The sequence below is a fragment of the Lacrimispora brassicae genome (assembly GCF_054772055.1).
This window is the reverse complement of the sequence record NZ_BRYH01000062.1, coordinates 160,941-187,591: the sequence shown is the minus strand read 5'-3', so window position 1 is coordinate 187,591 and position 26,651 is coordinate 160,941. Positions and strand designations below refer to the sequence as shown.

General features: G+C 45.2%; 18 protein-coding genes. 3 read left to right on the top strand and 15 right to left on the bottom strand.

The window, feature by feature from the left end:
- Window positions 1–29: 29 nt before the first annotated feature.
- From ACYVD3_RS26875 to rpoB, 14 genes are all read right to left on the bottom strand, one after another.
- Window positions 30–1,907 carry an LTA synthase family protein gene (locus tag ACYVD3_RS26875; RefSeq protein WP_460645572.1) on the bottom strand — a complete coding sequence of 626 codons (1,878 nt, stop codon included), beginning with the start codon at window positions 1,905–1,907 and terminating at the stop codon, window positions 30–32.
- 109 nt (window positions 1,908–2,016) lie between these two features.
- On the bottom strand, window positions 2,017–2,208 hold the full coding sequence (locus ACYVD3_RS26870; RefSeq protein ID WP_460645592.1) for an HIT family protein: 192 nt from the start codon (window positions 2,206–2,208) through the stop codon (window positions 2,017–2,019).
- A gap of 49 nt (window positions 2,209–2,257) precedes the next feature.
- A complete protein-coding gene (gene tuf / locus ACYVD3_RS26865; protein WP_460645571.1) occupies window positions 2,258–3,451 on the bottom strand; it encodes an elongation factor Tu in 1,194 nt (397 codons plus the stop codon).
- A 153-nt stretch (window positions 3,452–3,604) separates the two neighbouring features.
- Window positions 3,605–5,725 carry an elongation factor G gene (fusA, locus tag ACYVD3_RS26860; RefSeq protein ID WP_460645570.1) on the bottom strand — a complete coding sequence of 707 codons (2,121 nt, stop codon included), beginning with the start codon at window positions 5,723–5,725 and terminating at the stop codon, window positions 3,605–3,607.
- A gap of 15 nt (window positions 5,726–5,740) precedes the next feature.
- Window positions 5,741–6,211 (bottom strand): 30S ribosomal protein S7, encoded by a 471-nt coding sequence (gene rpsG / locus ACYVD3_RS26855; protein ID WP_460645569.1) that lies wholly within the window; start codon window positions 6,209–6,211, stop codon window positions 5,741–5,743.
- Window positions 6,212–6,389: 178 nt separating this feature from the next.
- The gene (rpsL, locus tag ACYVD3_RS26850; protein ID WP_460645568.1) at window positions 6,390–6,809 is read right to left on the bottom strand and encodes a 30S ribosomal protein S12; all 420 of its coding nucleotides are present in this window, start codon (window positions 6,807–6,809) and stop codon (window positions 6,390–6,392) included.
- A gap of 208 nt (window positions 6,810–7,017) precedes the next feature.
- Window positions 7,018–8,277, bottom strand: coding sequence for an ABC transporter substrate-binding protein (locus tag ACYVD3_RS26845; RefSeq protein ID WP_460645567.1), 1,260 nt, complete (start codon window positions 8,275–8,277; stop codon window positions 7,018–7,020).
- A 108-nt stretch (window positions 8,278–8,385) separates the two neighbouring features.
- A complete protein-coding gene (locus ACYVD3_RS26840; protein WP_460645591.1) occupies window positions 8,386–9,303 on the bottom strand; it encodes an AraC family transcriptional regulator in 918 nt (305 codons plus the stop codon).
- An 18-nt stretch (window positions 9,304–9,321) separates the two neighbouring features.
- Entirely contained in the window at window positions 9,322–10,401 is a 1,080-nt protein-coding gene (locus ACYVD3_RS26835) for a glycoside hydrolase family 88/105 protein (protein ID WP_460645566.1), read from the bottom strand.
- Complete coding sequence (locus ACYVD3_RS26830) at window positions 10,394–12,925, bottom strand: hypothetical protein (protein ID WP_460645565.1); 2,532 nt, start codon at window positions 12,923–12,925, stop codon at window positions 10,394–10,396. The genes ACYVD3_RS26835 and ACYVD3_RS26830 overlap by 8 nt, the downstream gene beginning before the upstream one ends.
- 19 nt (window positions 12,926–12,944) lie before the next feature.
- Window positions 12,945–13,778, bottom strand: a complete 834-nt coding sequence (locus ACYVD3_RS26825) for a carbohydrate ABC transporter permease (protein WP_460645564.1) — start codon at window positions 13,776–13,778, stop codon at window positions 12,945–12,947.
- Entirely contained in the window at window positions 13,768–14,643 is an 876-nt protein-coding gene (locus ACYVD3_RS26820; protein WP_460645563.1) for a carbohydrate ABC transporter permease, read from the bottom strand. The genes ACYVD3_RS26825 and ACYVD3_RS26820 overlap by 11 nt, the downstream gene beginning before the upstream one ends.
- A 193-nt stretch (window positions 14,644–14,836) precedes the next feature.
- The gene (rpoC, locus tag ACYVD3_RS26815) at window positions 14,837–18,499 is read right to left on the bottom strand and encodes a DNA-directed RNA polymerase subunit beta' (protein ID WP_460645562.1); all 3,663 of its coding nucleotides are present in this window, start codon (window positions 18,497–18,499) and stop codon (window positions 14,837–14,839) included.
- An 18-nt stretch (window positions 18,500–18,517) separates the two neighbouring features.
- Window positions 18,518–22,420: a DNA-directed RNA polymerase subunit beta gene (rpoB, locus tag ACYVD3_RS26810; RefSeq protein ID WP_460645561.1), complete on the bottom strand. Its 3,903-nt coding sequence runs from the start codon at window positions 22,418–22,420 to the stop codon at window positions 18,518–18,520.
- 209 nt (window positions 22,421–22,629) lie between these two features.
- Between rpoB and ACYVD3_RS26805 the strand changes: the two genes are divergently transcribed.
- From ACYVD3_RS26805 to ACYVD3_RS26795, 3 genes are all read left to right on the top strand, one after another.
- The gene (locus ACYVD3_RS26805) at window positions 22,630–23,079 is read left to right on the top strand and encodes a hypothetical protein (protein ID WP_460645560.1); all 450 of its coding nucleotides are present in this window, start codon (window positions 22,630–22,632) and stop codon (window positions 23,077–23,079) included.
- 541 nt (window positions 23,080–23,620) lie between these two features.
- Window positions 23,621–24,241: a superoxide dismutase gene (locus ACYVD3_RS26800; RefSeq protein WP_460645559.1), complete on the top strand. Its 621-nt coding sequence runs from the start codon at window positions 23,621–23,623 to the stop codon at window positions 24,239–24,241.
- Between the two features lie 16 nt (window positions 24,242–24,257).
- Window positions 24,258–24,698 (top strand): Dps family protein, encoded by a 441-nt coding sequence (locus ACYVD3_RS26795; protein ID WP_460645558.1) that lies wholly within the window; start codon window positions 24,258–24,260, stop codon window positions 24,696–24,698.
- A 164-nt stretch (window positions 24,699–24,862) separates the two neighbouring features.
- Here the strand turns inward: ACYVD3_RS26795 and ACYVD3_RS26790 are convergent, their stop codons facing one another.
- On the bottom strand, window positions 24,863–26,563 hold the full coding sequence (locus ACYVD3_RS26790; protein ID WP_460645557.1) for a cell wall-binding protein: 1,701 nt from the start codon (window positions 26,561–26,563) through the stop codon (window positions 24,863–24,865).
- Window positions 26,564–26,651 lie beyond the last annotated feature (88 nt).

The window sequence follows — 26,651 nt, the reverse complement described above, 5'->3', positions numbered from 1 at the left end:
CTGCTTTTCCGGTGGACGCCCACCTTGGTTTAATTGCCGGTTTCTAAGGAAAACATTTCCTTATATTTCTTTCCATCAAAGATGTGGTTATATACCAGATACTCATAGTTCATGATCAAGTCCTGATATGGGTTTCCTGGTTCCCTTAAGGCTTCCCAGGAATAATAGGTTCCTTCCTTGTTGTAGCACCCGATGGGGTGCACCACAGGAAAGGTCTCTTCCATTGTCAGGAGAAACTGCTGGTAAGGCGTCATATTGACCCCGGCTCTTTTTAATAGCTCCGAAGACAGGTAAATGGCTCCCATTTTCCCCTTTTCCTCTGCCTGGGTCTCATAATTAGTCCAGATGAAAAACGGCGTCTGATACCACATCAGCCGGTCCTTATTCTGCATAAGGCTGCTGGGCGTCCCTGAAATATCATCAAAAAATTCATCTTCCACACTGGGCTGATGATCCCCAAAAAGAACGATCATGGTAGGTTCCGTGCTCTGCTTAAAATAAGAGATCAAATATTCCAGGGCTTCATCGGACCGTTTCATAAGAGATAAGTACTGGTCAGCCTTTGGATATTTTCCTTTCAGCCTTCCTGTCAGCCATACCTCCTGGTCAAAATCATCATACAGGGTCTCATAGCCTCCATGGTTTTGCATGGTCACATTAAAAAGAAAAAGCTTATCCTCCGGATTCTCCTTGGACTCCACCCTTTCTATCAGCTTCTCGTAATCTGCCTGGTCACTGACATAGTTTCTCAACTGCTCGCTGCCCTCATAATCCTCTATAGCCAGAAATTCATCTATCCCCAAGTTTCTGTAGCACTCCTGCCGGTTCCAATTCTCTCTTGGATATGGATGCATGGCAACGGTGTCATATCCCTGGGATTTTAACGTACTCACAAGGCTATATGTATTTGGCTTCACATTAAACTGGTAGGCAATGCTGTTTGCCGGAAGCAGAGAAATGGAATCCCCTGTGAGAAATTCAAACTCAGAGTTGCTGGTCAAAGAACCGAATACGGGAACACAAAGACTTCCCTTCACCGTATTTTCCTTCAGGCTGTCTAAAAAAGGGAAGTATTCCTGATTCGTCTCAAAGCTTCCCGCTGCTTTTAAGTCTGAGAAGCTTTCATTCATAATGCATATGATATTGACTGGTGTAATGTTCTCTTCACTCTCCACGTCAACTTCTCCCGCCGAAGCCATAAGGACCTGGTTCTCCTCCCTCACAGAATCATAAATCTGTTTTACCTTTGAAAGGCTGTAGCCTTTGGGCTTTTTCTGAACCGCATAATTAAGGGAAACAGCCGTTGAAAGCACGTATCCATATTCCTGATAAGTCTCGCTTACTTCCCACATGTTAATTTCAAGGCCTTTATCAGGGATCAGGCATGTGTAAAACCAAAAGCCAAAGCTAAAAACCACCCCTGCACTTCCCCCGGCAAAGACCAGCCGCTTTTTCCTGCTTATTACCCTTTTAGGGAACAGCATGGCAAAGAGACAGATGACCTGAACTCCCAGACAGGCGAGATACATTTCCTCTGTTAAAACAAATTCATAATTTCCTGCTACACTCATAGCAGTCCGCAGCGCCAAAACGTCCCAGATCATGATGGGTCTTCCCCGAAAGCCTGCAACCAGATATTCCGCCACAGAAACAGCATAAAGAAAAACCGCAGTCAGGGGGATTCCTATCCTGGTACTTCCGCTGACTGCGAAAGCTGCAAGATACAACAAGTAGATCCAGCCTATATTTAAAACAGCCATGAACAGGGGGATTGTAGGCAAATTGCCGGTCACATACTCAAACAGAATATAAGATGCGCAGGGAATCAAAAGCATAATGACAGTGGTTGTAAAAATCCCTGCGATTTTACACCACTTTAACAGCCGTTCTCTTATCACGTAAAACATCCTCTTTTTCTATTCTCAGAATGGTTTAATCGTACCATAAAGCGGCGGCACCATCAATAGACAATTTATGACAATAACTTTTTTCAATGTACCGTCAATACTGCCGAATTTATGATTTACCGTATTTTAACATCCGGTGCATGTCTTCCAGAGAAATCTTTCCTCCCTTAAATTCCGGCCATGCATCAATGCCGTCATCTTCTTTTCTTGGAATTATATGAATATGGAAATGAGGAACAGATTGCTGGGCATTTACTCCGCTGGCATTTAGCAGGTTTACTCCTGAATAGCCGCAAGGCAAAAGAAAAAGCCGAACCCTTATAAACAAAGGGCTCGGCTTTCATTTTTAATTATTCAACGATAGTAGCAACTCTACCTGAACCTACTGTACGGCCGCCTTCACGGATAGCAAAACGAAGGCCCTGCTCCATAGCGATAGGATGAATCAGCTCTACAGCCATTTCTACGTTATCGCCAGGCATACACATCTCTGTGCCGGCTGGTAATTCGCAAACACCAGTAACGTCAGTTGTTCTGAAGTAGAACTGTGGTCTGTAGTTGTTGAAGAAAGGAGTATGACGTCCACCTTCATCTTTTGTTAAAACGTAAACCTGAGCTGTAAACTTCTTGTGGCATTTTACAGAACCTGGTTTAATCAGACACTGTCCTCTTTCGATTTCAGCTCTCTGAACGCCACGAAGTAATGCACCAATGTTATCACCAGCACGAGCTTCGTCAAGCAGCTTACGGAACATCTCGATACCGGTTACAACAACCTTACGTGTTTCTTCACTGATACCAACGATTTCAACTTCATCAGATACGTGTAAGGTACCACGCTCTACTCTACCGGTAGCAACAGTACCACGGCCTGTGATGGAGAAAACGTCCTCAATTGGCATTAAGAATGGCTTCTCTGTTTCACGAACAGGATCTGGGATCCACTCATCTACTGCAGCCATTAATTCAAGAACCTTATCGCCCCAAGGACTAGAAGGATCTTCAAGAGCCTTTAAAGCAGAACCCTGGATGATTGGTGTATCATCGCCTGGGAATTCATATTCATCTAACAGCTCACGGATTTCCATGTCTACTAATTCAAGTAATTCTTCATCGTCAACCATATCGCACTTGTTCATGAATACAACGATGTAAGGAACGCCTACCTGACGGGAAAGCAGGATGTGCTCTCTTGTCTGAGCCATAACACCGTCAGTAGCAGCTACAACTAAGATAGCGCCGTCCATCTGAGCAGCACCAGTGATCATGTTCTTAACGTAGTCAGCATGTCCTGGGCAGTCAACGTGTGCATAGTGTCTCTTCTCTGTTTCGTACTCAACGTGAGAAGTAGAAATTGTGATACCACGCTCTCTCTCTTCTGGAGCCTTATCGATATTCTCGAAAGCTACTGCCTGTCCAGTACCTAATCTTTCATGAAGAGTCTTTGTGATAGCTGCTGTTAAAGTAGTTTTGCCGTGGTCAACGTGACCGATGGTACCGATGTTACAATGGGTTTTGTTTCTTTCAAATTTAGCTTTAGCCATTTTATAACGTCCTCCTTAATTATGCTCTTTTTGAGCTTTAATTTTTATGTTAGGCTGTTTTTTATTATATGCTATTTGCGCACTATTTTCAAGCCTATTTGATGGATTCCAGGCAGTCACAGCCGCCTGGGACCCAGTGGAACCTGTTAGGAATTATTTGCTCTTTTTATCTGTAAGAACTTTTTCCTGTACACTCTTTGGCACCTGCTCGTATTTCTCAAAGAACATGGAGTAGTTACCGCGTCCCTGTGTTTTGGAACGTAAATCTGTAGAATAACCGAACATCTCTGAAAGCGGTACGAAAGCTTTGACCATCTTGCCTCCGCCGATATCATCCATGCCTTCAATACGGCCACGGCGGGAATTGATATCACCGATTACGTCGCCCATATAATCTTCCGGCATGGTTACTTCTACCTTCATGATCGGCTCAAGGAGAATGGAACCGCCCTTGTTCATGGCATCCTTAAACGCCATGGAACCTGCGATATGGAATGCCATTTCACTGGAATCGACTTCATGGTAGGAACCATCGTATACGGTAGCCTTTACACCAACTACCGGGAAACCGCCCAGAATACCGGACTTGGTAGCTTCTTCGATACCTTCTCCGACTGCCGGAATGTATTCCTTAGGAATAGCACCACCGACAACAGCAGACTCAAACTTAAACAGCTCTTCGCCATTGGCATCCATTGGCTCAAAGCGAACCTTACAATGTCCGTACTGACCACGTCCGCCAGACTGCTTTGCATACTTACTGTCAACCTCAACGGTCTTTGTAAAGCTTTCTTTGTATGCAACCTGAGGAGCGCCAACGTTAGCTTCTACGTTGAACTCACGAAGCAGACGGTCTACAATGATCTCCAGATGAAGCTCTCCCATACCGGAAATGATAACCTGGCCAGTTTCCTGGTTGGTCTTTGCACGGAAGGTAGGATCTTCTTCTGCAAGCTTTGCTAAAGCCTCGCCCATCTTGCCCTGACCAGCTTTGGTCTTTGGCTCGATAGCGATATCGATAACCGGCTCCGGGAATTCCATGGATTCCAGAATTACCGGGTGCTGCTCGTCACAAATCGTATCACCTGTTGTTGTTAATTTAAAACCAACGGCTGCAGCGATATCACCGGAATAAACCTTGTCCAGCTCAGATCTCTTATTGGCATGCATCTGAAGGATACGGCCAACACGCTCTTTTTTGCCCTTGGTTGCATTCAGTACGTAGGAGCCGGAATTCATAACACCGGAGTATACGCGGAAGAATGCCAGTTTTCCAACGAATGGGTCTGTCATGATCTTAAATGCCAGAGCTGCGAACGGCTCTTCATCAGAAGAATGCCTTTCGATCTCATTGCCTTCCATATCAACACCCTTGATCGAAGGAATGTCAGTAGGAGCCGGCATGAATTCAAGAACAGCATCCAGGAGCTTCTGTACGCCCTTGTTTCTGTATGCGCTTCCGCAGCACACAGGAATGGCCTTACATTCGCAGGTTGCAGTTCTTAATGCTTTCTTTAATTCTTCCACAGAAGGTTCTTCCCCTTCCAGGAACTTCATCATTAATTCATCATCTAACTCACTGATTTTCTCTATCAATTCCCCACGATAAATCTCAGCGTCATCTTTCATGTCTCCAAGATCTTCAGTGATGGTAACATCATCGCCTTTATCGTCGTTGTAGATATAAGCCTTCATTTCAAACAGATCAATGAGTCCCTTGAATTCATCCTCTGCACCGATGGGAAGCTGAATACAGATTGCATTCTTGCCCAAACGGCTTTTGATCTGCTCAACAGCGCCGTAGAAATTTGCACCCATGATATCCATCTTGTTGATGAATGCCATACGGGGTACATTGTAGGTATCAGCCTGACGCCATACGTTTTCGGACTGTGGTTCAACACCGCCCTTTGCACAGAATACGCCTACAGCGCCATCCAGTACACGTAAGGAACGCTCAACCTCTACTGTAAAGTCAACGTGTCCTGGAGTATCGATGATGTTGATACGATGCTCAGGAGCACCTGGCTTTATTTTGCAGTTTTCATGCATGGTCCAGTGACAGGTTGTCGCAGCCGAAGTAATTGTGATACCTCTTTCCTGTTCCTGCGCCATCCAGTCCATGGTGGCAGTACCTTCATGAGTATCACCAATTTTGTAGTTTACACCAGTATAATAGAGGATACGCTCGGTCAATGTAGTTTTACCTGCATCGATGTGGGCCATAATACCAATATTTCTGGTTCTTTCCAATGGATATTCTCTTCCAGCCAAAGCTTTTTCCTCCTATTAGAATCTGTAATGAGCGAATGCCTTGTTTGCCTCAGCCATCTTGTGCATATCTTCTTTCTTCTTTACAGCAGCACCAGTGTTGTTGGCAGCATCCATAAGCTCATTAGCAAGTCTTTCTTCCTGAGTCTTTTCGCCTCTCTTACGAGAGTACAGAGTAATCCATCTTAAGGCTAATGCCTGTCTTCTCTCCGGTCTAACCTCGATCGGCACCTGATAGGTAGCTCCGCCGATACGTTTTGCCTTTACTTCAAGTACAGGCATAATGTTGTTCATCGCTTCTTCGAATACTTCAACGGCTGGTTTGCCGGTCTTTTCTTCTATACGGCCAAATGCACCGTATACGATCTTCTGAGCAACACCTTTTTTACCATCATACATGATGTTATTGATCAGCTTTGTAACAATCTTGTTATTGTAAAGCGGATCTGCTAATACGTCTCTTTTTTGAGTATGTCCTTTACGTGGCACGTTACTTCCCTCCTTAATATCACCGCTCCTCCTTTATGGATTAGCGGCTATTCATTAGATCTTAGGTACTCACAAACATTCAAGTTGCGTTCGCGCTCGGTTTCTATATATATAACCCTGCAACCTACAGGTTCAATATCTAAAGTCCGGCACTAGAAATTCAAATGTGTGGTTCTAATTATTTTTTCTCTTTAGGTCTCTTTGCACCATACTTGGAACGAGCCTGTCTTCTGTTAGCTACGCCTGCGGTATCCAGTGTACCTCTGACGATATGATATCTGGTACCTGGCAAGTCTTTTACTCTTCCGCCGCGAATTAAAACAACGCTATGCTCCTGAAGGTTGTGACCTTCCCCTGGGATGTAACTTGTTACTTCGATACCGTTAGAAAGACGTACTCTGGCGATCTTTCTAAGTGCTGAGTTAGGTTTTTTAGGTGTAGCAGTCTTAACTGCGGTACAAACGCCTCTCTTCTGTGGAGCAGAAATATCAGTCGCCCTCTTCTGTAAAGAGTTGTAACCCTTCTGCAGAGCTGGTGCTGTTGATTTCTTTGCGCTTGTCTGTCTTCCCTTTCTTACTAACTGGTTAAATGTAGGCATTCCATTCACCTCCTGTGATATTGTCTGTGGTTGCTGTCATCTTCAGCTTAATTTACGCACAAAAACGTGACGCGTTAATGCACGCCTAATTATTATATACATTTTGTAATTTTCTGTCAAGGTTTTTTTTAATAAGAGTACATAACGGATGAAACCCGGACCAGAAGTTCCTAAAAACCTTCCTGATCCGGGTTTTATAAACAATAAATTAATTCAATTCCTTGAGCGCATCTGTAATCAGCCCATCCATGTTCTCTGTATACTGGTCCACAGTCAGTTTTCCAGCCAGCACTTCAATAAGCTTATCCCTTAAATCATTCTGGATCATTCCGGTAAAGGCCTGATACCCCCATTCTGCTCCCGGCTGGGAATCCGTGGCAGCCAGTTCCTTTGAAAAAATTTCAAAAAAATCTTTTCCATATTCATAATCCAGGCTTTCGTTTCCCTTTACCTGGGATAAGTAGCTGTTTTCCTTGCAATACTGAGCGTTATTCTCTGCCTTTGAAATCCATTCAATGAACTGGGCCGCCTCTTTTTCCACTCCCGTGTTCTGGAATGCCGTCAGATACTTCCCTCCCGGTACAGAGGAGCGTCTTGCTTCCTTTGGAAGATAGGTCACACCCCATTCAAAATCAGTGATCTGGTCTTTGTAGTTTGAAACCATCCAGCTCCCGGCAAAATGCATGGCAACCTGACCGGTCCGGAATAAATTATTGGGATTCTCAGATCCAAGCCATACCGAGGAAGGGATGATCTCCTCGTCGTGAAGTTCCTTAAAGAAGCTTACTGCCCTCCTGGTTTCCGGCGTATTAAAATTGGAGGCATTCAAGTCCGTATTTAACAGACTTCCTCCGGCCTGGTAAATCAGTGTGGTAAAACGCTGAGGGGATTTGTCATATACAAGGCCGTACTTGCAGCCCCCCTTCTCCATAACTGTTTTCATGGCAGCCTTCCATTCATCCCACGTCCAAACCTCATCCTCTGACTGGGGAACCTGCACACCCGCCTTTTCAAAAGCCGTCTTGTTGTAGATCAGTCCATTGGCCGTTATATCCATGGGAGCTGCTAAAACCTTATCATCAAAAACAAATTTCAGCCCTTCACCAAAGCTGTTCACAAATGCGTCCTTGTCCGACACATACTGTCCCAGATCAACCAGTTGATTCTGGAACGGTCCTATATTCGTAAGCCTGGCCAGTGCCGGAGCCTCTTTGCCGTTGAGCATATTTTTGATTTTACTCTCCAGATCCGCATAAGGAACCTCAATCAGTTCAATCTTGATGTTGGTATTCTCTGACATATACTGATCCGCCAGTTTTTGAAAGGATTCCCCCTCCTTTCCGTCACTGAACCATACTACATCCAGGGTTTTCACTTCACTGTCTGCCTTTTTTCCTCCTGCAGAGCAGCCGGTGAGCGCGCCAAGCGCCAAAATACCTGCTAATACCAATGATATCGCTTTTTTCATAAATAACCTCTCCTTTTTTTTCATTTTTCCGCCCTTCTTTCGGGCATATTTGACATTCCCCTTCTATCAGCCTGCCTGTATAAAAAACTGCACATTTAGAACGGGAAATCATTCATGATTGCTCTTTTTCGACTGGGCATACTTTTTCGGCGTGATTCCGGTCAGTTTTTTAAAAACTGCTATAAAATGACTGTCACTGTTGTACGATAGCTTCAAGGCTACGTCCGTCACCGAGTTTCCCTCCTTTAACAAGGCTTTTGCCGCAATAATTTTCTGATTCGCCACATACTGCATGAGCGTAAAGCCCGTTTCCTTTTTAAAATAATGGCTCAGATAATAGCGGTTCATATAAAATTCCCGGGAAATTTCATCAAGATCCAGCCGCTCTTCCACATGGGCCGCAATGTATTTTTTTAGCTGCTCAATCCTTTCCCTGTATAGAATAGGATCCTTAAACTCCTGCTTTCCCGTCTCCTCCCCCCAGCCCTTCATGCTTTTGCTTTTCTCCTCTTCCATAAAAAACCGGTACATTTCATTAATGGCGGTAATTGCTTCCAAAATAGCAATTTTAAGCCTGACGGAGGATTCGGCGCTGTTTTTATGATCGGAATTTATATTCCTTTCAATCTTTCCAAACAGTTTTTCCACCTTTTCAAGCTTTTCCCCGGAAAGGTGGAGCTTGTGAATAAACTGTTCCGGCCGGTTCTCAAAAAACATGGAAAAGTCGTAGTGAAAAGCAGCTTCCATATGCACAAGAAGCTCCGGCTCGAACATAAGGACATAACGGTTGTGGGCTTTTCCATCTGCCCCGCTGGTCCTGTGATATTCCTTGTTGTTAATAAAAAACAGATCTCCGGCCTTTACGTGATAAGCGCGGTTTCCTATTTCCATCAAGGCACCATCTGTCAGGAACAGGATAATTTCATACTGGTTGTGAAAATGGAAGCCTTTCATGGCCCAGTTTTCGGAATTTCCATGAAAATAGTATAATGATTCAAATTCTTCAAAAAATACCCGTTCTTTCATTTCCACAACCAATCCTTTCTAATGCCAATAGGGAAGCAGAGCCTCCTGGAGTACCAAAATCATAAGAGCCTGTCCATAGGTCATGGGGCAGCATGGAATTGTTTTATAAAAGTCTTCATCCATTCCAATGGGAGTGCCATAGGATACATTTGATACAGTACCGTCTTCTTCAATATAATCCAGCAGGCTTTCCATGGCTCTTTCGATCAGTTCCCCAAATTCCTCCCTGCTTAAAATCCCCAGCCGGACCCCCTTCATGATGCCATAAAGAAAGGCGGCGCTTGCAGATAATTCAATATAGGAGGAAGCATTGTTAATAACCGTATGCCACAGCCTCCGGTCAGGATCTGCATATTCCTTCAATGCCATGACCTGATTTTCGTACACATTGAGAAAATAACGTTTCAATCCTCCATCAAGTTCTATTTCATCAATAAGCTCCATGATGACAATGGTATACCAGCAGTTTCCTCTGCCCCATAAAATGCCGCCGTAATTGTCTCTCCTCTTAAAGTTAAAACCATGGTAAAAGAGCCCTTCCTTCTTATTCAGAAGGTATTTAATGTGGCTTAATATCTGATAACCGGCCTCTTCCATATAATCCCGGCGTTTTAAAAGCTTTCCGGCCCGGGCCAAAAACAGCACCGCCATAAACAGGGTATCAATCAGGATTTCATCCTGGTTAGGATCACCTGTGATCATGTGCTGAAAGCACCCGTCACCTGTCCGGATCAGCTTCTTATCCTTCATGATCCAGTCCGCCCAATCCTCAATGAAAGCCAGGTACTTGTTATTCCCGGTTTTTTCATAAAGATAAGTAAGGGTCAGCATGGGAGATGTTGTATTTACATTCCGTTCCAGAATCCCCTCTTCAATCCTCTTATCATACCAGTTTACCAGAAAGTCCAGAATCTCTTCCTTTCCGCTGACTTCATAATATTTATAAAGGCCGAAAAGTCCCACACCCTGGGGCCACTCCCAGCAATTGATGTCAATGAGGCTGATGGGATACTTCTCTTTCATCCCATTGTTCTTAAGCACCATCATCCTTCCGGATACCAGATTTAATTTTTCATCAATCACCCGCTTGTCAACCACGTCTTTTTTTCTCCCTTAATGTTATTTTCCCTTCCACGCTCCGGGGATATTCATATACCGCTTCTCCATTTACCCTTAAGAAAAATTCTTCATCTACCAGATAGCTGTCTCCTCTGTCATCCACTACCCTGGTCGTTTCCCCCTCCAAAGCGATCTCAATTTTCTGGAAGGCATGAAAAACTTCGTCAAGGCTTCCGTACTCCTCTATACTGCCCACTCTCATCACCCATACATTATCCCTGCCCCTGCTGATGAACTCCCGGAACCGGGTCGGCCCTTCTTCCTGCATAATCAGGCCATTAAGCGCTTTTACCGCCAGATATGCTCCGTCTTTTTCCAGTACAAGCACGCCGCCCTCTCCCTTATACCGGGAAAATGCACTGATGGGGATATAGGCATGGGTATAATCAATTCGTTCTTCCTCACCTATATGATATCTTAAAATTCCTGTATCTTCATACTGGACCCCCAGAGGAAGCACCCCATTGCCTGCCCAGAAATTAGGCCTTCCGCTTCCATAAGGAAAGGATTCTCCCGGGTGATTGATAAAAGCCTGGGCCACTTCGTCAATCACCGCCTGCATGATATGTTCCTGATATCCCTTCTGGAAAGGCTTAAACCCAACTGCCGTGGATAAAAGCCCATAACTGTCCTTATAAAGATAAAGATTCGCATGGCCTTCAAATCCCTGGGTATTTTCAAATATCATCTCCCGGCCTTTCTCCATTACCCCATAATCCCTGTACTCCTTTGGAGCTTCATAATCCCCCAAAGCCAAGGAAATGTAACCGATGCAGGCCCTGTTTAAATATCCTGCATTGTATGCAACATACAAAAGGGAAGTGGTACCGGCATTATAATTCCCCTTCATTTCTTTCTCATAGGTCCGTCCAAAGCTGGTCATGACGGCTCCCTTGTGGGCATTGATGGCAAGGGAACGGAAAATCATGTCCAACGCTTTCTTCGCCTTCTTGTGAAGAGGGCTTTCCCTGTCCGTCAGATTATAAAGGGTGCCGATCCCAAGTACATCAACGGGAATGTAGGCATTGGAGTTCCATTCCGTTATGAACTCCCGGAAGAAATCATCAAACCATTGATGAAGCAGCTCTTCCCCCCTTTCCTTTGCTTCGGCTCCGGTCCTGCCGCTGTTGGTAAAGATACGGTCCGGCAGGTAAGAACCGGCAAGATACTGACAGCAGTGAAACAGGAGGGCATGGTTTTCGCTGAAAAACCACATTACGTCATCCCCCGGCTCATCGATCCAGTACCGGTAATTGACCATAGCATCTTCCAGCGCAGCCTTTAAGGTCTCCGATATTCTGTCGTTAAAGGTGCGGTAAATGTAAAGCATGATGATAAAATGAAAATCAGAACAGTCCTTTCTGCTTCTGACTCCATCCAGCTCCTCAAGGAGGATGCTTTCCGCCCTCTGGTATTCCCTTTCAGCCTGGAACAATGCGGCTGCCTTATAGGTGTTTTCCGGAGCAAACTGGATGATAGTTTCCAGTGCATGGCGTTTCCGTACCTTTACATCAGATTCGTGATAGGTCAGAAAATCCTTCCTCACAAGCTGGTTTCCAATTTTTCTCTTTACGGAAATTCCCATATAGGTAAGAGAGACCGTAAAATAATAATATCCCGGCGGCATCTCATCCATCTCCAACAGGACAAGGCCCTTTTGCCCCGGTTCCATGGAGTAATGCTTTGTTTTTGTCATCTTCCAGGCTTCCTGCATCTTTTCAATAAATTCACCTGGAGTGATAAGGACCTCAAGCTCCAAAGGGAAAACAAAGGGATTGGTCAGATCCATTTTAAGGGGCTCGCTGATATAAGCTTCCTTATCAAAGCTCATACCGTCTAACATCCACTCCAGTCCGGCGAGAACCGTTTCCTCTATCTCTTCGCTGACAGGAAGCATAAGCGTTAAGGCGGCATCTCCCAGCCGTTTCATGCGGAAATAATAATCCGTATCCCTCTCAGCCAGATCATCCAGGCATATGATCACCTTATTCTGCCCCTGTAAAAGGGGGATAGACACTACAGTCTTTTTCACCAGATTCCGGGTAAAAGGAGTAAAATCTGTGACCAGCCGGTCATTGACCCACAAAGTGAGCCCTCCGCATGTCTCCAGTTCAAAATCCACTGATTCTTCTTTTTCCGCCCAAAGCTCTACATAACCATACATCCTCAGATAAGTAGGCTGATAATAAAATCCGGAGGCATCCACCCCGGTATTACCAAATGGAAAATACAGCTTTACAGGACTTGTCTGGTCAAATACTGTGACAGAATCCCCATGCCTTATTCCCCTAAAATCCGGACAAGGCGGCAGCTCTTCCTTTCTTTTTGCCACAAATTCCTTTCTGCAGGGATTTTCGTGAATGGCAAACCCTTTCTTTAACCATTCGTTTACCCGTCCGCTTAAGGTTGTTTTCGTAAACTGCTGTACCTGGGGATACACTCCGGTGATTAAAAAACGGTTTACAAATCCTTCCGCAAACAGTGGATATTCCAGATATTTCATGTCTTCTCTTCCTCTCCATTCATTCTTTAACTCCACCGGCCGTCATGCCGCCGATGATATATTTCTGCAATGTAATAAACACAATGATAACCGGAATCATGGAAACCACCGACATGGCAAGCAGGCTGTTCCAATCCACGGAATATTCCCCTGAATAATTTGCCAGAGCCAACTGAATGGTGTAGCGCTCCTTGCTGTTAATAACCAGCTTTGGCCAGAGATAATCGTTCCATCTCCACATGAAGGAAAAAATACAAAGCACGGAAATGACCGGCTTCGCAAGGGGAAGCATGACATTCAGCAAAATATTAAGCTCAGAAGCGCCGTCAATCCTGGCGGCTTCCATATAGGCATCAGGGATTCCAACATAATACTGCCTTACCAGAAATACTGCTGTGGGCGACGCCACCGCCGGAATGATCAGACCCCATAAGCTGTTATAGATGCCAACAGCAACGATCACCTTAAAAATCGGTATCATGATGACCTCCAGAGGTATCATCAGGGTTGCCAGTACCATGCCAAAAAGCAGCCTTTCCCCCTTAAAATGATACTTGGCAAAGGCATAGCCAGACATCACATTTACCACAATGGTCAGAAATGTGGCAACCAGACTGATAAACACAGTATTTAAAAAGTAAACGCCAAAATGCCCCTCTTCCAAAGCCCTCCGGTAGTTGTCAAGAGAAGGACTTCTGCCAAATAAGCTGGGCGGCCAGGCAAACAGCTCCCCTGCACTTTTAAAGGAAGAGCAGATCACCCAGACAATGGGCATCAGAAACAGGAATGTAAGAAACAGTAAGAGCGCCCAGGTGATTCCTGCTAAAAATCTTTTCTTCTTATCAGTTTGCATCCTGTTCTCCTCCCTTGTTGATCTTAAATTGTAATATGGTAAACATAGCTAAGAGGAGAAACAGGATCATGGTCATGGCACTGGCGTACCCCATCTGATTCTTCTCAAACCCCGTCTCCTGAATGGTCTGAACCATGAATTTTGTGCCCCCTGCCGGACCACCCTGTGTCAGGGCATATACAAGAGGATATGTTTTAATAATGGTAACCGTGGAAAGCACAATGACCAGCAGGCTGGTAGGCTTTAAAAGGGGGAGGGTAATATAGCAGAACTGATGCCAAGGCCCTGCACCATCGATTCTGGAAGCTTCATAATAAGTCTCAGAGATAGACTTAATCCCAGAAACGAACATGACCATATAATAACCGGACATGCTCCAGGCCGTAACAAAAATCACTACTCCCATGGCATTATTCTGATCGGTCAGCCACTTAACCGGAACCTTTCCTGCATAAGTCAGCAAATAATTGATGACCCCAAAATCCTCTCCCAGGAGAAATCTCCAGGTTAATCCCACCACAATACTGGAAATCATAGTGGGCCAGTAAAATACCGCCCGAAAAAAATCACTCTTCTTAACACTTCCGGTCAAAAGCACAGCCAGTCCCAGGGATGACACATACACAAGGGGAACCGAAACTGCGGTAAAAAATATAGTCCGGAAAAAAGATCCCCAGAAACCACTGTCTGACAAAAGCTTAACATAGTTTTGAACTCCCACAAACTTCTGTGGATTCACCCCATCCCATTTTGTCAGAGAAATCCACAATCCATTGATGGCAGGAAAAAACAGAAACAGCCCAAAAATCACCAGAGTCGGTGCCAGCAAAAGGTATGGAAACACTTTCTGTTCAAAACTTCTCATTCTTTTTACCTCCTCTTTTTCACAATTATAACATTAGCAATGAAAGAAAAACTCTATTTTTTTGTGCAAATATCACAAAATATTGTCATAGATAAAAAATCTGCAAAGCAAATTCTCTCGTCGGAATGCAACCGGCCCAACAATAAAAAAGTCCCTGGCAGTCTAATCTGCCAAGGACTTTTTATTTATCTATTTATTCTTCTATCACAGTATCATCAATATCCAGAACCTCTTCCGCCTCATCAAATCCATCGTCGGTCAGGAGAATCTCTTCATCAGGCTCTGACAAAGTGATCTCATCCTTTCCTTCGAAAGCGGCATCTGTATTCAGTCCGATGGTACGGTAACGCTTCATGCCGGTACCTGCCGGAATCGGCTTACCGATGATTACGTTCTCCTTCAGACCGATCAAGTGATCCACCTTGCCGTTGATGGCAGCTTCGGTCAGAACCTTTGTGGTCTCCTGGAAGGAGGCCGCAGATAAGAAGGAATCAGTTGCCAGAGATGCCTTTGTGATACCAAGCATAACCTGCTTTCCATCTGCCGGGTTCTTTCCCTCTGCAAGAAGGGATTCATTTAAGTCATTGTAATCCAGAACATCCATGGAGGTTCCCGGAAGCACATCGCTGTCTCCGCTTTCCTCGATCTTGATCTTCTTAAGCATCTGCCTTACGATCATTTCAACGTGCTTATCGTTGATCTCCACGCCCTGTAAGCGGTATACACGCTGAACTTCCTGGATCATATAATCCTGGACGGCGCGGACGCCCTTGATCTTTAAGATATCATGGGGGTTCACACTACCTTCTGTCAGCTCATCGCCGGCCTCAAGTACCTGGCCATCCTGAACCTTGATCCTGGATCCGTAAGGAATCAGATAGGTCTTGGAATTGCCGGTCTCGTTCTCCGTTATGATGATTTCCCGCTTTTTCTTGGTGTCCTTAATGGCCACCACGCCGCCAAACTCTGCGATAATCGCAAGGCCCTTAGGTTTACGTGCCTCAAAAAGCTCCTCTACACGGGGAAGACCCTGTGTGATATCGCCGCCGGCAACACCGCCGGTATGGAAGGTACGCATGGTAAGCTGGGTTCCAGGTTCACCGATGGACTGGGCAGCAATGATACCGACTGCTTCGCCTACCTGAACCGGCTGTCCGGTAGCCATGTTTGCGCCGTAACATTTTGCGCACACGCCCTGATGGGATCTACAGGTTAAAACGGTACGGATCTTTATGGAATCACGTCCAAGCTTCTTTAACACGTTCATAACCACAGATGCACGCTTTGGCGTACACATGTGATTTGCCTTGACAATGACTTCCCCTGTATCCGGATCAGTAATGGTCTCTGCAATGAAACGTCCGGTAATACGTTCCTGCAGGCCTTCAATGGTTTCCTGGCCGTCTGTAAAGGCCTTGATCTCCATAAACGGCGAATCCTTGCCTTCGCAGCAGTCGATCTCACGGATAATAAGATCCTGGGAAACGTCTACCAGACGTCTGGTCAGATAACCAGAGTCAGCGGTACGCAGAGCTGTATCGGAAAGTCCTTTACGGGCTCCGTGTGCGGAGATAAAGTACTCCAGTACGTCAAGACCTTCACGGAAGTTGGACTTAATAGGAAGCTCAATGGTGTGGCCGGTAGTATCGGCCATAAGTCCACGCATACCTGCAAGCTGTTTGATCTGCTTATCAGAACCACGGGCTCCGGAATCGGCCATCATATAGATGTTGTTGTATTTATCAAGTCCGGTCAGCAGGTCATGAGTCAACTGGTCATCAGTAACTTTCCATGTGTTGATTACTTCTTTATAACGCTCTTCCTCCGTAATAAGGCCCCGGCGGAAGTTCTTTGCGATCTGGTCAACCGTTGCCTGTGCGTCGGCAATGAGTTTTGGCTTGCTTTCCGGCACGGTCATGTCGGAAATGGATACGGTCATAGCCGCTTTTGTGGAGTACTTATAACCGATGGCCTTAATGTCATCTAAGGTTTCTGCAGTCTGAACCGCACCGTGGACATTGATAACCTTTTCAAGGATCTGCTTTAGCTGTTTCTTTCCTACATGGAAATCCACTTCCATCAGAAGCTCGTCGCCTGGAACAGACCTGTCAACAAAGCCAAGATCCTGAGGAACGATCTCATTGAAAATGAAACGGCCTACGGTTGATTCTACGGATCCTGTCATTGTGGTTCCATCTGCCATTTTCTTGCTCACTCTGGCCTTAATTCTGGAATGAAGGGTAACTGCCTGGTTTTCGTAAGCGAGAATGGCTTCATTAACGCTCTTAAACACCATGCCTTCTCCCTTGGCTCCCGGTCTTTCCTGGGTCAGGTAGTAGATTCCCAGAACCATATCCTGAGAAGGAACTGCCACAGGGCCGCCGTCAGATGGCTTTAACAGGTTATTGGGTGATAACAGAAGGAAACGGCATTCTGCCTGAGCTTCCACGGAAAGTGGCAGGTGGACCGCCATCTGGTCTCCGTCAAAGTCGGCGTTGAACGCGGTACAAACCAGGGGGTGAAGCTTAATGGCTTTACCTTCTACCAGGATAGGCTCAAACGCCTGGATACCAAGTCTGTGAAGGGTAGGCGCGCGGTTTAACATAACCGGATGCTCTTTGATTACATCTTCCAGCACATCCCATACCTCTGTCTGAAGACGCTCTACCATCTTTTTTGCATTTTTTATATTATGAGCGGTTCCGTTGGCAACCAGCTCCTTCATAACGAATGGCTTAAACAGCTCAATGGCCATTTCTTTGGGAAGACCGCACTGGTAAATCTTAAGCTCCGGTCCTACTACGATAACGGAACGTCCGGAATAGTCCACACGCTTTCCTAAAAGGTTCTGGCGGAAACGTCCCTGTTTTCCCTTTAACATATCGGAAAGGGACTTTAAGGCACGGTTTCCAGGTCCGGTTACCGGCCTTCCACGTCTGCCGTTGTCAATAAGGGCATCTACCGCTTCCTGAAGCATACGCTTTTCGTTGCGGACGATGATGTCCGGAGCGCCCAGCTCCAGCAGGCGGGCAAGACGGTTGTTGCGGTTTATGATTCTTCTGTACAAATCATTCAAGTCTGAAGTGGCAAAACGGCCGCCGTCAAGCTGTACCATAGGACGGATATCCGGGGGAATCACCGGAACCACCGTCATAATCATCCACTCCGGAAGGTTGCCGGAGCTGCGGAATGCCTCTACTACTTCCAGTCTCTTGATGATTCTGGCACGTTTCTGCCCTGTAGCTTCCTTTAACCCCTTCTTTAATTCCTCAGAATCCTTTTCAAGGTCAATGGAGTGCAAAAGTTCCAGAATGGCTTCCGCTCCCATTCCTACACGGAAGGAACCGTAGCCGTATTTTTCTACTTCTTCCCGGTATTCCTTTTCCGATAAGACCTGTTTGTACTGCAGTCCCGTATTACCGGCTTCCAGCACCACATAGGAGGCAAAATACAGCACCTTTTCCAGGGTCCTTGGAGAAATATCCAGAATCAGGCCCATACGGCTGGGAATCCCCTTAAAATACCAGATATGAGAAACAGGAGCTGCAAGCTGGATATGGCCCATACGTTCCCTGCGGACACTGGCTTTTGTTACTTCAACGCCGCACCGGTCACAGATAACGCCTTTGTACCGGATTTTTTTATATTTACCACAATGGCATTCCCAGTCCTTGCTGGGTCCAAAGATCCGTTCACAGAACAGACCATCTTTTTCCGGCTTTAAGGTCCTGTAGTTGATTGTCTCAGGCTTTTTCACCTCACCATGAGACCAGTCCAGGATCTTCTCCGGAGATGCCAGACCGATCTTAATGGCATCAAATGTCATTGGGTGGTAAGTTTCATTGTTTTCAGGCATGAGCGCTTCTCCCTTCTATTATTCTTCGTCTGAATCGTCAAATTCCACGTCATCGAAATCCTCAAGAGAATCGTCGACACCGTCTGCTTCCTCTACTTCCTCGACTTCCTCGACTTCCTCTATTTCCTCTTCTTCCTCAACAGTTACCAGTTCGTCATTCTTGAATTCCTGTTTCTGGTAACCTAAGTTGCTAAAGGATTCTTCTTCCCGGTAATGCTTATCGCCCTCGATGATGGACCTTAAGTCTGTTTCTTCATACTCAGTGCTTTCCGCGATCTGAACCTCTGTATTGTCATCGCGCAGCACTCTCACGTCAAGCGCCAGAGACTGAAGCTCTTTTAACAATACCTTGAAGGATTCCGGAATTCCCGGCTCAGGAATATTATCACCCTTGATGATGGCCTCGTAAGTTTTCACACGCCCTACCACATCATCGGATTTCACAGTCATGATCTCCTGCAGTGTATAGGAAGCGCCATAAGCCTCCAGAGCCCAAACCTCCATCTCTCCGAAACGCTGGCCGCCGAACTGGGCTTTACCGCCGAGAGGCTGCTGGGTAACCAGAGAGTATGGTCCTGTGGAACGGGCATGGATCTTATCGTCAACCAGATGATGCAGCTTCAGATAATGCATGTGGCCGATGGTAACCGAGCTGTCAAAAAACTCCCCGGTACGGCCATCGCGAAGGCGGACCTTACCGTCACGGTTAATGGGAACGCCCTTCCACAATTCCTTGTGATCCTGGTGATCACCCAGATACTGGATAACCTCAGGCTTCAATGTTTCGCTGTATTTCTCCTGGAAGTCTTCCCACTCCGTGTTTACGTAGTCATTGGCTACATCCAGGGTATCCATAATGTCGATCTCGTTTGCTCCGTCAAATACAGGAGTGGATACGTTAAATCCAAGAGCCCTTGCCGCCAGGCTCAAGTGGATCTCAAGCACCTGCCCGATGTTCATACGGGACGGCACGCCCAGAGGGTTTAATACGATGTCAAGAGGGCGTCCATTAGGAAGGAACGGCATATCTTCTACCGGAAGCACACGGGAAACAACACCCTTGTTTCCGTGACGTCCGGCCATCTTATCACCTACAGAGATCTTTCTCTTCTGGGCAATGTAAATGCGGACGGTCTGGTTCACACCTGGTGAAAGCTCATCGCCGTTTTCTCTTGTAAATACTTTTGCATCCACAATGATTCCATAGGCTCCGTGGGGAACCTTTAAGGAGGTATCCCGGACTTCTCTTGCCTTCTCGCCGAAGATGGCACGTAACAGCCGTTCTTCTGCGGTCAGCTCTGTCTCACCCTTGGGAGTAACCTTTCCAACCAGAATATCACCGGCACGGACTTCAGCACCGATTCTTATGATTCCTCTTTCATCAAGATCCTTTAAGGCATCCTCGCCCACGCCCGGAACATCTCTGGTGATCTCTTCCGGCCCTAACTTGGTGTCACGGGCTTCCGCCTCATATTCCTCAATGTGTACAGAGGTATAAACATCCTCTTGAACCAGCTTCTCGCTTAAAAGGACCGCATCCTCGTAGTTGTAACCTTCCCAGGTCATGAATCCGATCAGAGGATTCTTGCCAAGGGCGATCTCACCGTTCTGAGTGGACGGGCCGTCTGCAATAACCTCTCCCTTTTCCACATGGCTGTTCTTATATACGATAGGCTTCTGATTATAGCAGTTGGACTGGTTGCTTCTCTTAAATTTGGTCAGGCGGTAAACATCCCTTCCGCCGTCAGAGTCTCTCTTAATGATGATTTCATTGGAAGCGGAACGCTCCACAACGCCGGAATTTTTGGCAACCACGCAAACACCGGAGTCTACCGCTGCCTTGGATTCCATACCGGTTCCTACTACTGGTGTCTCCGTTGTTAACAAAGGCACGGCCTGACGCTGCATGTTGGATCCCATAAGCGCACGGTTGGCATCATCGTTCTCAAGGAAGGGGATCATGGCAGTTGCAACGGAAAATACCATCTTAGGAGAAACGTCCATAAGGTCAATGTTTTTCCTCTGGAACTCGGAAGTTTCTTCACGGAAACGTCCGGAAATATTCTTATGAACGAAGTGGCCTTCATCATCCAAAGGCTCATTTGCCTGAGCAACCACAAAATTGTCTTCTTCATCAGCAGTCAGGTAAACGACTTCATCAATGACCACCGGGTTCTGGGCATTGGTCTTATCCACCAGACGGTAAGGAGCTTCTACAAATCCATACTGGTTTACCCTTGCATAGGTGGCAAGAGAGTTGATCAGACCGATGTTAGGACCTTCAGGCGTCTCAATGGGGCACATACGGCCATAATGGGTATAGTGAACGTCTCGTACCTCAAATCCGGCACGGTCTCTGGAAAGACCGCCAGGTCCCAATGCGGACAGACGTCTCTTATGAGTCAGCTCTGCCAGCGGGTTGTTCTGATCCATGAACTGGGACAACTGGGAACTTCCGAAGAACTCTTTCACTGCTGCTGTGACAGGCTTGATATTGATCAGGGACTGGGGCGTGATGCCATCCATATCCTGTGTTGTCATACGTTCCCGTACCACTCTCTCCATTCTGGAAAGTCCGATGCGGTACTGGTTCTGCAAAAGCTCGCCAACGGCACGGATTCTACGGTTTCCTAAATGGTCGATATCATCAGCCGCTCCCACCTCTTCTTCTAAATGCATGTTGTAATTGATGGATGCCAGGATATCTTCCTTTGTGATGTGCTTGGGAATCAGTTCATTTACATTTCTGTGAAGGGCACTTTTAAGAGCCTCTTCATCTTCGTTTCCAGCTTCTGCCAGGATTTTTTCAAGGGCAGGATAGAATACTAATTCTGTAACACCTGCTTCCTTTGGATCAAAGCTTACAAAAGAGGACAGATCAACCATTAAGTTGGAAAGAACCTTCTGTTTGTGCTCCACTCCTTCCAGCCACACATAAGGAACCGCTGCATTCTGAATATCGGTTGCAAGCTGCTTGTCTACTGTGATTCCAGCCTCTGCCAGGATTTCGCCGGTCGTGGTATCAACCACATCCTCAGCAAGAACATGGCCTGTGATACGGTTTTTAAAATGAAGCTTTTTATTGAATTTATATCTTCCGACCTTTGCAAGATCGTATCTTCTGGGGTCAAAGAACATACTATTTAACAAACTTTCAGCACTATCAACAGATAAAGGTTCACCTGGGCGGATCTTTTTATACAACTCCAATAAGCCATCCTGGTAGTTATCGGACGTATCCTTACCAAAGCTGGCCAATAATTTCGGTTCCTCACCGAACAGTTCAATAATTTCTGCGTTAGTACCAAAGCCCAGGGCACGGATCAGAACGGTTACAGGAACCTTTCTGGTTCTGTCCACACGCACATAGAAAATATCATTGGAGTCTGTTTCATACTCCAGCCATGCACCTCTGTTTGGAATTACCGTACAGGCATAAAGCTCTTTTCCTACCTTATCGTGTTCAATACCATAATATATACCTGGGGAACGTACCAACTGGCTTACAATAACTCGCTCGGCACCGTTGATCACGAAGGAGCCGGTATCTGTCATAAGCGGAAGATCACCCATGAAGATCTCATGTTCATTAATTTCATCTTTATCTTTATTGCAAAGCCTTACCTTTACCTTTAAAGGAGCCGCATAGGTTGCATCTCTTTCCTTGCATTCTTCTATTGTGTACTTGATGTCATCCTTACATAATGTAAAGTTGACAAACTCAAGACTTAAGTGTCCCGCAAAGTCTGCAATCGGAGAGATGTCTTCAAAGACTTCCTTTAATCCTTCATCAAGGAACCACTGATAGGAATTCTTCTGAATCTCAATCAGGTTTGGCATCTCAAGCACTTCTTTTTGTCTTGAGAAGCTCATTCTCAGGCTCTTACCGGCTGGGACCGGACGCATTCTGCTTTTCTCCATTGACGTTTCACCCCTGTTTTCTTTCTAATCGTTTCTGTTTTTGGGCATAGATGTGCCTTTAAGGCACACAAATCCACAATAGTGCACATTCCATAATATCACGGCATTGTCAAGGTGTCAAGCATTTTTTACTTGTATTTTCCAAAAAAATGTGTTATACTATTGCAGATAGGCCCAATTTATAAAATGAACTATTGGAGGTATTCCCGGTGAGCACATTTTTAAACGTATTATTAGTGATTCTTTTTATCGCAGCCGTGGCTCTGGCAGTCCTTTATTTTCTTGGAAAAAGGCTGGAAAAGCGTCAGGTGGAACAGCAGCAGGCATTGGATGCTGCAGCACAGACCGTGTCCATGCTGGTAATCGATAAAAAGAAAATGAAGCTAAAGGATGCAGGGCTTCCTAAGATCGTGTATGAACAAACCCCCTGGTATATGCGCCGCACAAAGCTGCCCATTGTAAAGGCAAAGGTCGGTCCAAAGGTTATGACACTGATCGCTGACGCCAAGGTGTTTGAGGTGCTTCCGGTTAAGACAGAAGCCAAGGTTGTTGTAAGCGGTATCTACATAACCGAGATCAAGAGCCTCCGCGGCAAAGCGGTTCCTCCGGCACCAAAAAAGAAGACATTCTTGGACAGGTTTAAGAAGGGCGGAAAGTAAGATATCTGATTTCTGTATTTACCAATACATCAATACCCGTTTTTTAGAAAGTGATCTGCACTAAAAAAGATCTGAGCCCAATGCCGAAGCGCGATTAAAACCGCACTCCGGCATTTTTTATTAATGAAAAAGGATTCCCCAGGCATAAAATATGATCTGGATTCTTCCGGGAAATGAGTTTATGAAAAAAGCCTGTCCTGCCTCCTTATATATTAGGAAGAAACACCAACTAATTTACAGAATTTTCCAGAATGTATACTTGCTCTTGTCGGAAAATGTGTATCAATATTTTTCTGTTACCAAATAAAAATAGAGATCACAGTTTTCTTTTAATTCAGTTTTAATCTCATATTAATCTCAACTTTAAGACATTTTATTGATAAACATAATTATCATAGTTGTTTTCAATTAAATTTTAAAAAACCAATTGACAAAACCATATATATGATATACAATTAAGCCACAAGGTAGTTAGTTAAAACTAACCTTCTTACTAAGATAACTTTTTCAATATAAATTTAGAAACGAAAGGAGAACTACTATGTTTAATCAAATACAATTACCCTACGCATATGATGCTTTAGAACCCCATATTGATGCTCTCACAATGGAAACCCATTATTCCAAGCATCACGCAGCTTACACCAAAAATTTAAATGACGCAGCCCAGAAGGCCGGTGTTGAAGACAAAGAAATTACCGCCCTCCTCTCCTCCCTGGACAGCATTTCCGATGAAGCTCTCAGAAAGGCCATTCGAAACAATGGGGGCGGCTTCCACAACCATAACCTGTATTTTTCCACCATGAGCCCTGACGGCGGAGGACAGCCTGTTGGCCTCCTTAAAGATGAACTGGAAAAGACCTTTGGCAGCTTTTCTGACTTTCAGAATCAGTTAAGCGGCCTGGCTGCTGGCCAGTTCGGTTCCGGCTGGGGCTGGCTGTCGGCAAACCGGGATGGCAAGCTCACCCTATCCGCCAGTGCCAACCAGGACAACCCCCTTATGGAAGGCAAAGGTTTTGCCCCTATTCTGGGCATTGATGTTTGGGAACACGCCTATTACCTGAAGTATAAAAACCTTAGAGCCGACTATATTAAAGCATTCTTTAATGTAATTGACTGGAAGGCTGTTGCAGCTAATTATGAAAACGTAATGAAAGGTTAGATAAAGGAGGAATCTAATGAGCAAGAATTTATATGAAAAACTTAATGAGTATCTGGCTAACCAACAGGTCATGTATATCAAGCTCCACAACCTGCACTGGTATGTAAAAGGCCGCAGCTTCTTCACTCTCCATGGAAAGCTGGAAGAACTGTATGACCAGACCGCCGGGATAATGGATGATGTGGCGGAGCGGCTGCTGGCATTGGGCGGTTCCCCTGTCGGCAGTTTAAAGAAGGCACTGGCTCTCACTTCCGTAAAAGAACTGGAGGACGTTCCTATCTCTTCAGATGAAACCATTAAAAGCCTGATTTCAGATGTGGAATACTGGATCCGGGATACAAAGGAAATCGTTAAGCTGGCCGAAGAAGATGGCGATGGAGCAACTGCAGATCAATTTAACGGTTATCTGGCCGAATACCAGAAGCTTCTGTGGATGCTAAATTCATATATCAGTTAAATTCATATAATCTGAAAATGCCGCTTCCTGACTGTAATTTCGTCAGGAAGCGGCATTTTTTATTGAATTTCTCATAAAAACGGGGCCGCTGCCCCAGGTTGATTTCTCAACCATGGTACAACGGCCCCTGAAAGGCAACTGAAATTATTTCATTCAATGATGAATTAATCTTCTACAAATACTGCTGTGATCACTTTGTTGCTTTCTACCTTGTAGCAACGATCATCGCCATCTTTTGCTTTGCTCTTGCTCTTCTGAACATTACCAGAGGTATTAACCAGTCTATATACTACAGTTTTATTACCTTCTGTCTTGTCTGCAGCTTTAACCTCATAATACTCATCATATCCGGTTTTGTTTACTTTCTCAACTTCTACATCATCTAAGAACTTCTCTGTTGTCAGAAGCTTAATCTCTGTATATGCTCCATCGACTGTGGTAGCCTTAACTACAGAATACTTATCATCCTTATCAGCCTTTAACAACATACCTCCAAGGTAATACTTGTCATCATCTACGCCAAGTTTACCCTGTCCCTTTGTGCTTCCGGACTTGTTGAATAAGAACTGGAAAGAATCTCCGTCAATGGTAACGTTCTGCTTGCCGGTCTTCATAGCACCGTCATCGCCGCCGCCAAAATAATACAGTTTGTAATGCGCTTCCGTATAAAGATCGGATACATTATCCTTGAATTCATCTTCTGTATCAAAGTTGTAAGCAGATAAGTCATCATCACCTGCAACATCTTCAATGTCAGTTGTGCTGTTTCCAATAAACTTAATAGCAACCAGGCCATCCTTCATTACACCATAGGAATCGAATGCATATTTCTTGCCATTAATGGTCTTGATTTCAGATGCAACTAATTTCCCATCCTTATCAGAATAGTACCAGTTATTTTCATCATCATCATAATCATCTTTGCTTAAATAAGAATCAGGCACAACCTGGAACCAGCCCTTGGTTACTCTGGCGCCATCTTCAGGGTTTCCGTAATATCTGAATCCTTTGGTATATACAGCATTTCCCTGGCTGTCAGTAGCAGTGCTGTCTGTTGCTTTTGTCTCGCTAGGAGTAGCCTCCCAGTTAACCCATTCAGCATTCATACGGCCATCTGCATCAAAGCTGTACTTCTTACCATTAATGGTCTTACCTTTTTCGCTGGTCATCTTCTTACCGTTGGTCTTGAAATAGAAATAACGGGTCTGATCTTCATCGTCAAATAAATTGTCACTGGAAACACCAGGATCAACAGTGCCATCATAACTATTATCTACGATATCCAGATACTCCCACTGGCCGATTCTCTGAGCACCATCATTCTCATCGCCGCAATAGTAAATGCCGTCGCGCCACTTGTCATCACCAGTTACCCGATCTCCGCTTTCGTCAATCCAGCCGTACAGCATCTTGCCTTCATCATCAAAGACATATTTCTTTCCGTTGACAGTCTTGAAAGAAGCACTGTTTCCGGTAGTAGAGCTCTTGAAAGCTTTTCCGTTAGATCCGAAGTAGTACCAGTGATTCATGGGCTCTTCATCATCATCATCGCCGCCGTCATAATCATCGTTCTCAACGGAAACCCACTTATTGGTTGCCATAGCACCGTTCTCATCTACATAATAGTAGTTGTCACTGTATTCAACAACAACATCGGTAGCCATCTCGCCGTCTTCATTTAAGTAGAACCAGTTATCTCCTGATTTCTCCCACTTCTCTGTCTCCAAGTCGCCGCTCTTATTATAGTACACCCATGTGCCGTTTTCTTCCTGCCAGCCGGTTGCTGCGAAAGAGGACATGGAAGCGCCTAATGCAAGCAATGCTGCTGTGGATAATACAGCAACTAATTTTGTCTGCTTTCTCATAATTAATGCACTCTCCTTTTTTCTTTTTGAAATATTTTTTCGAAATTCCTAATTGCATTACGAGGTAATTATACTTCTAATATTGGAA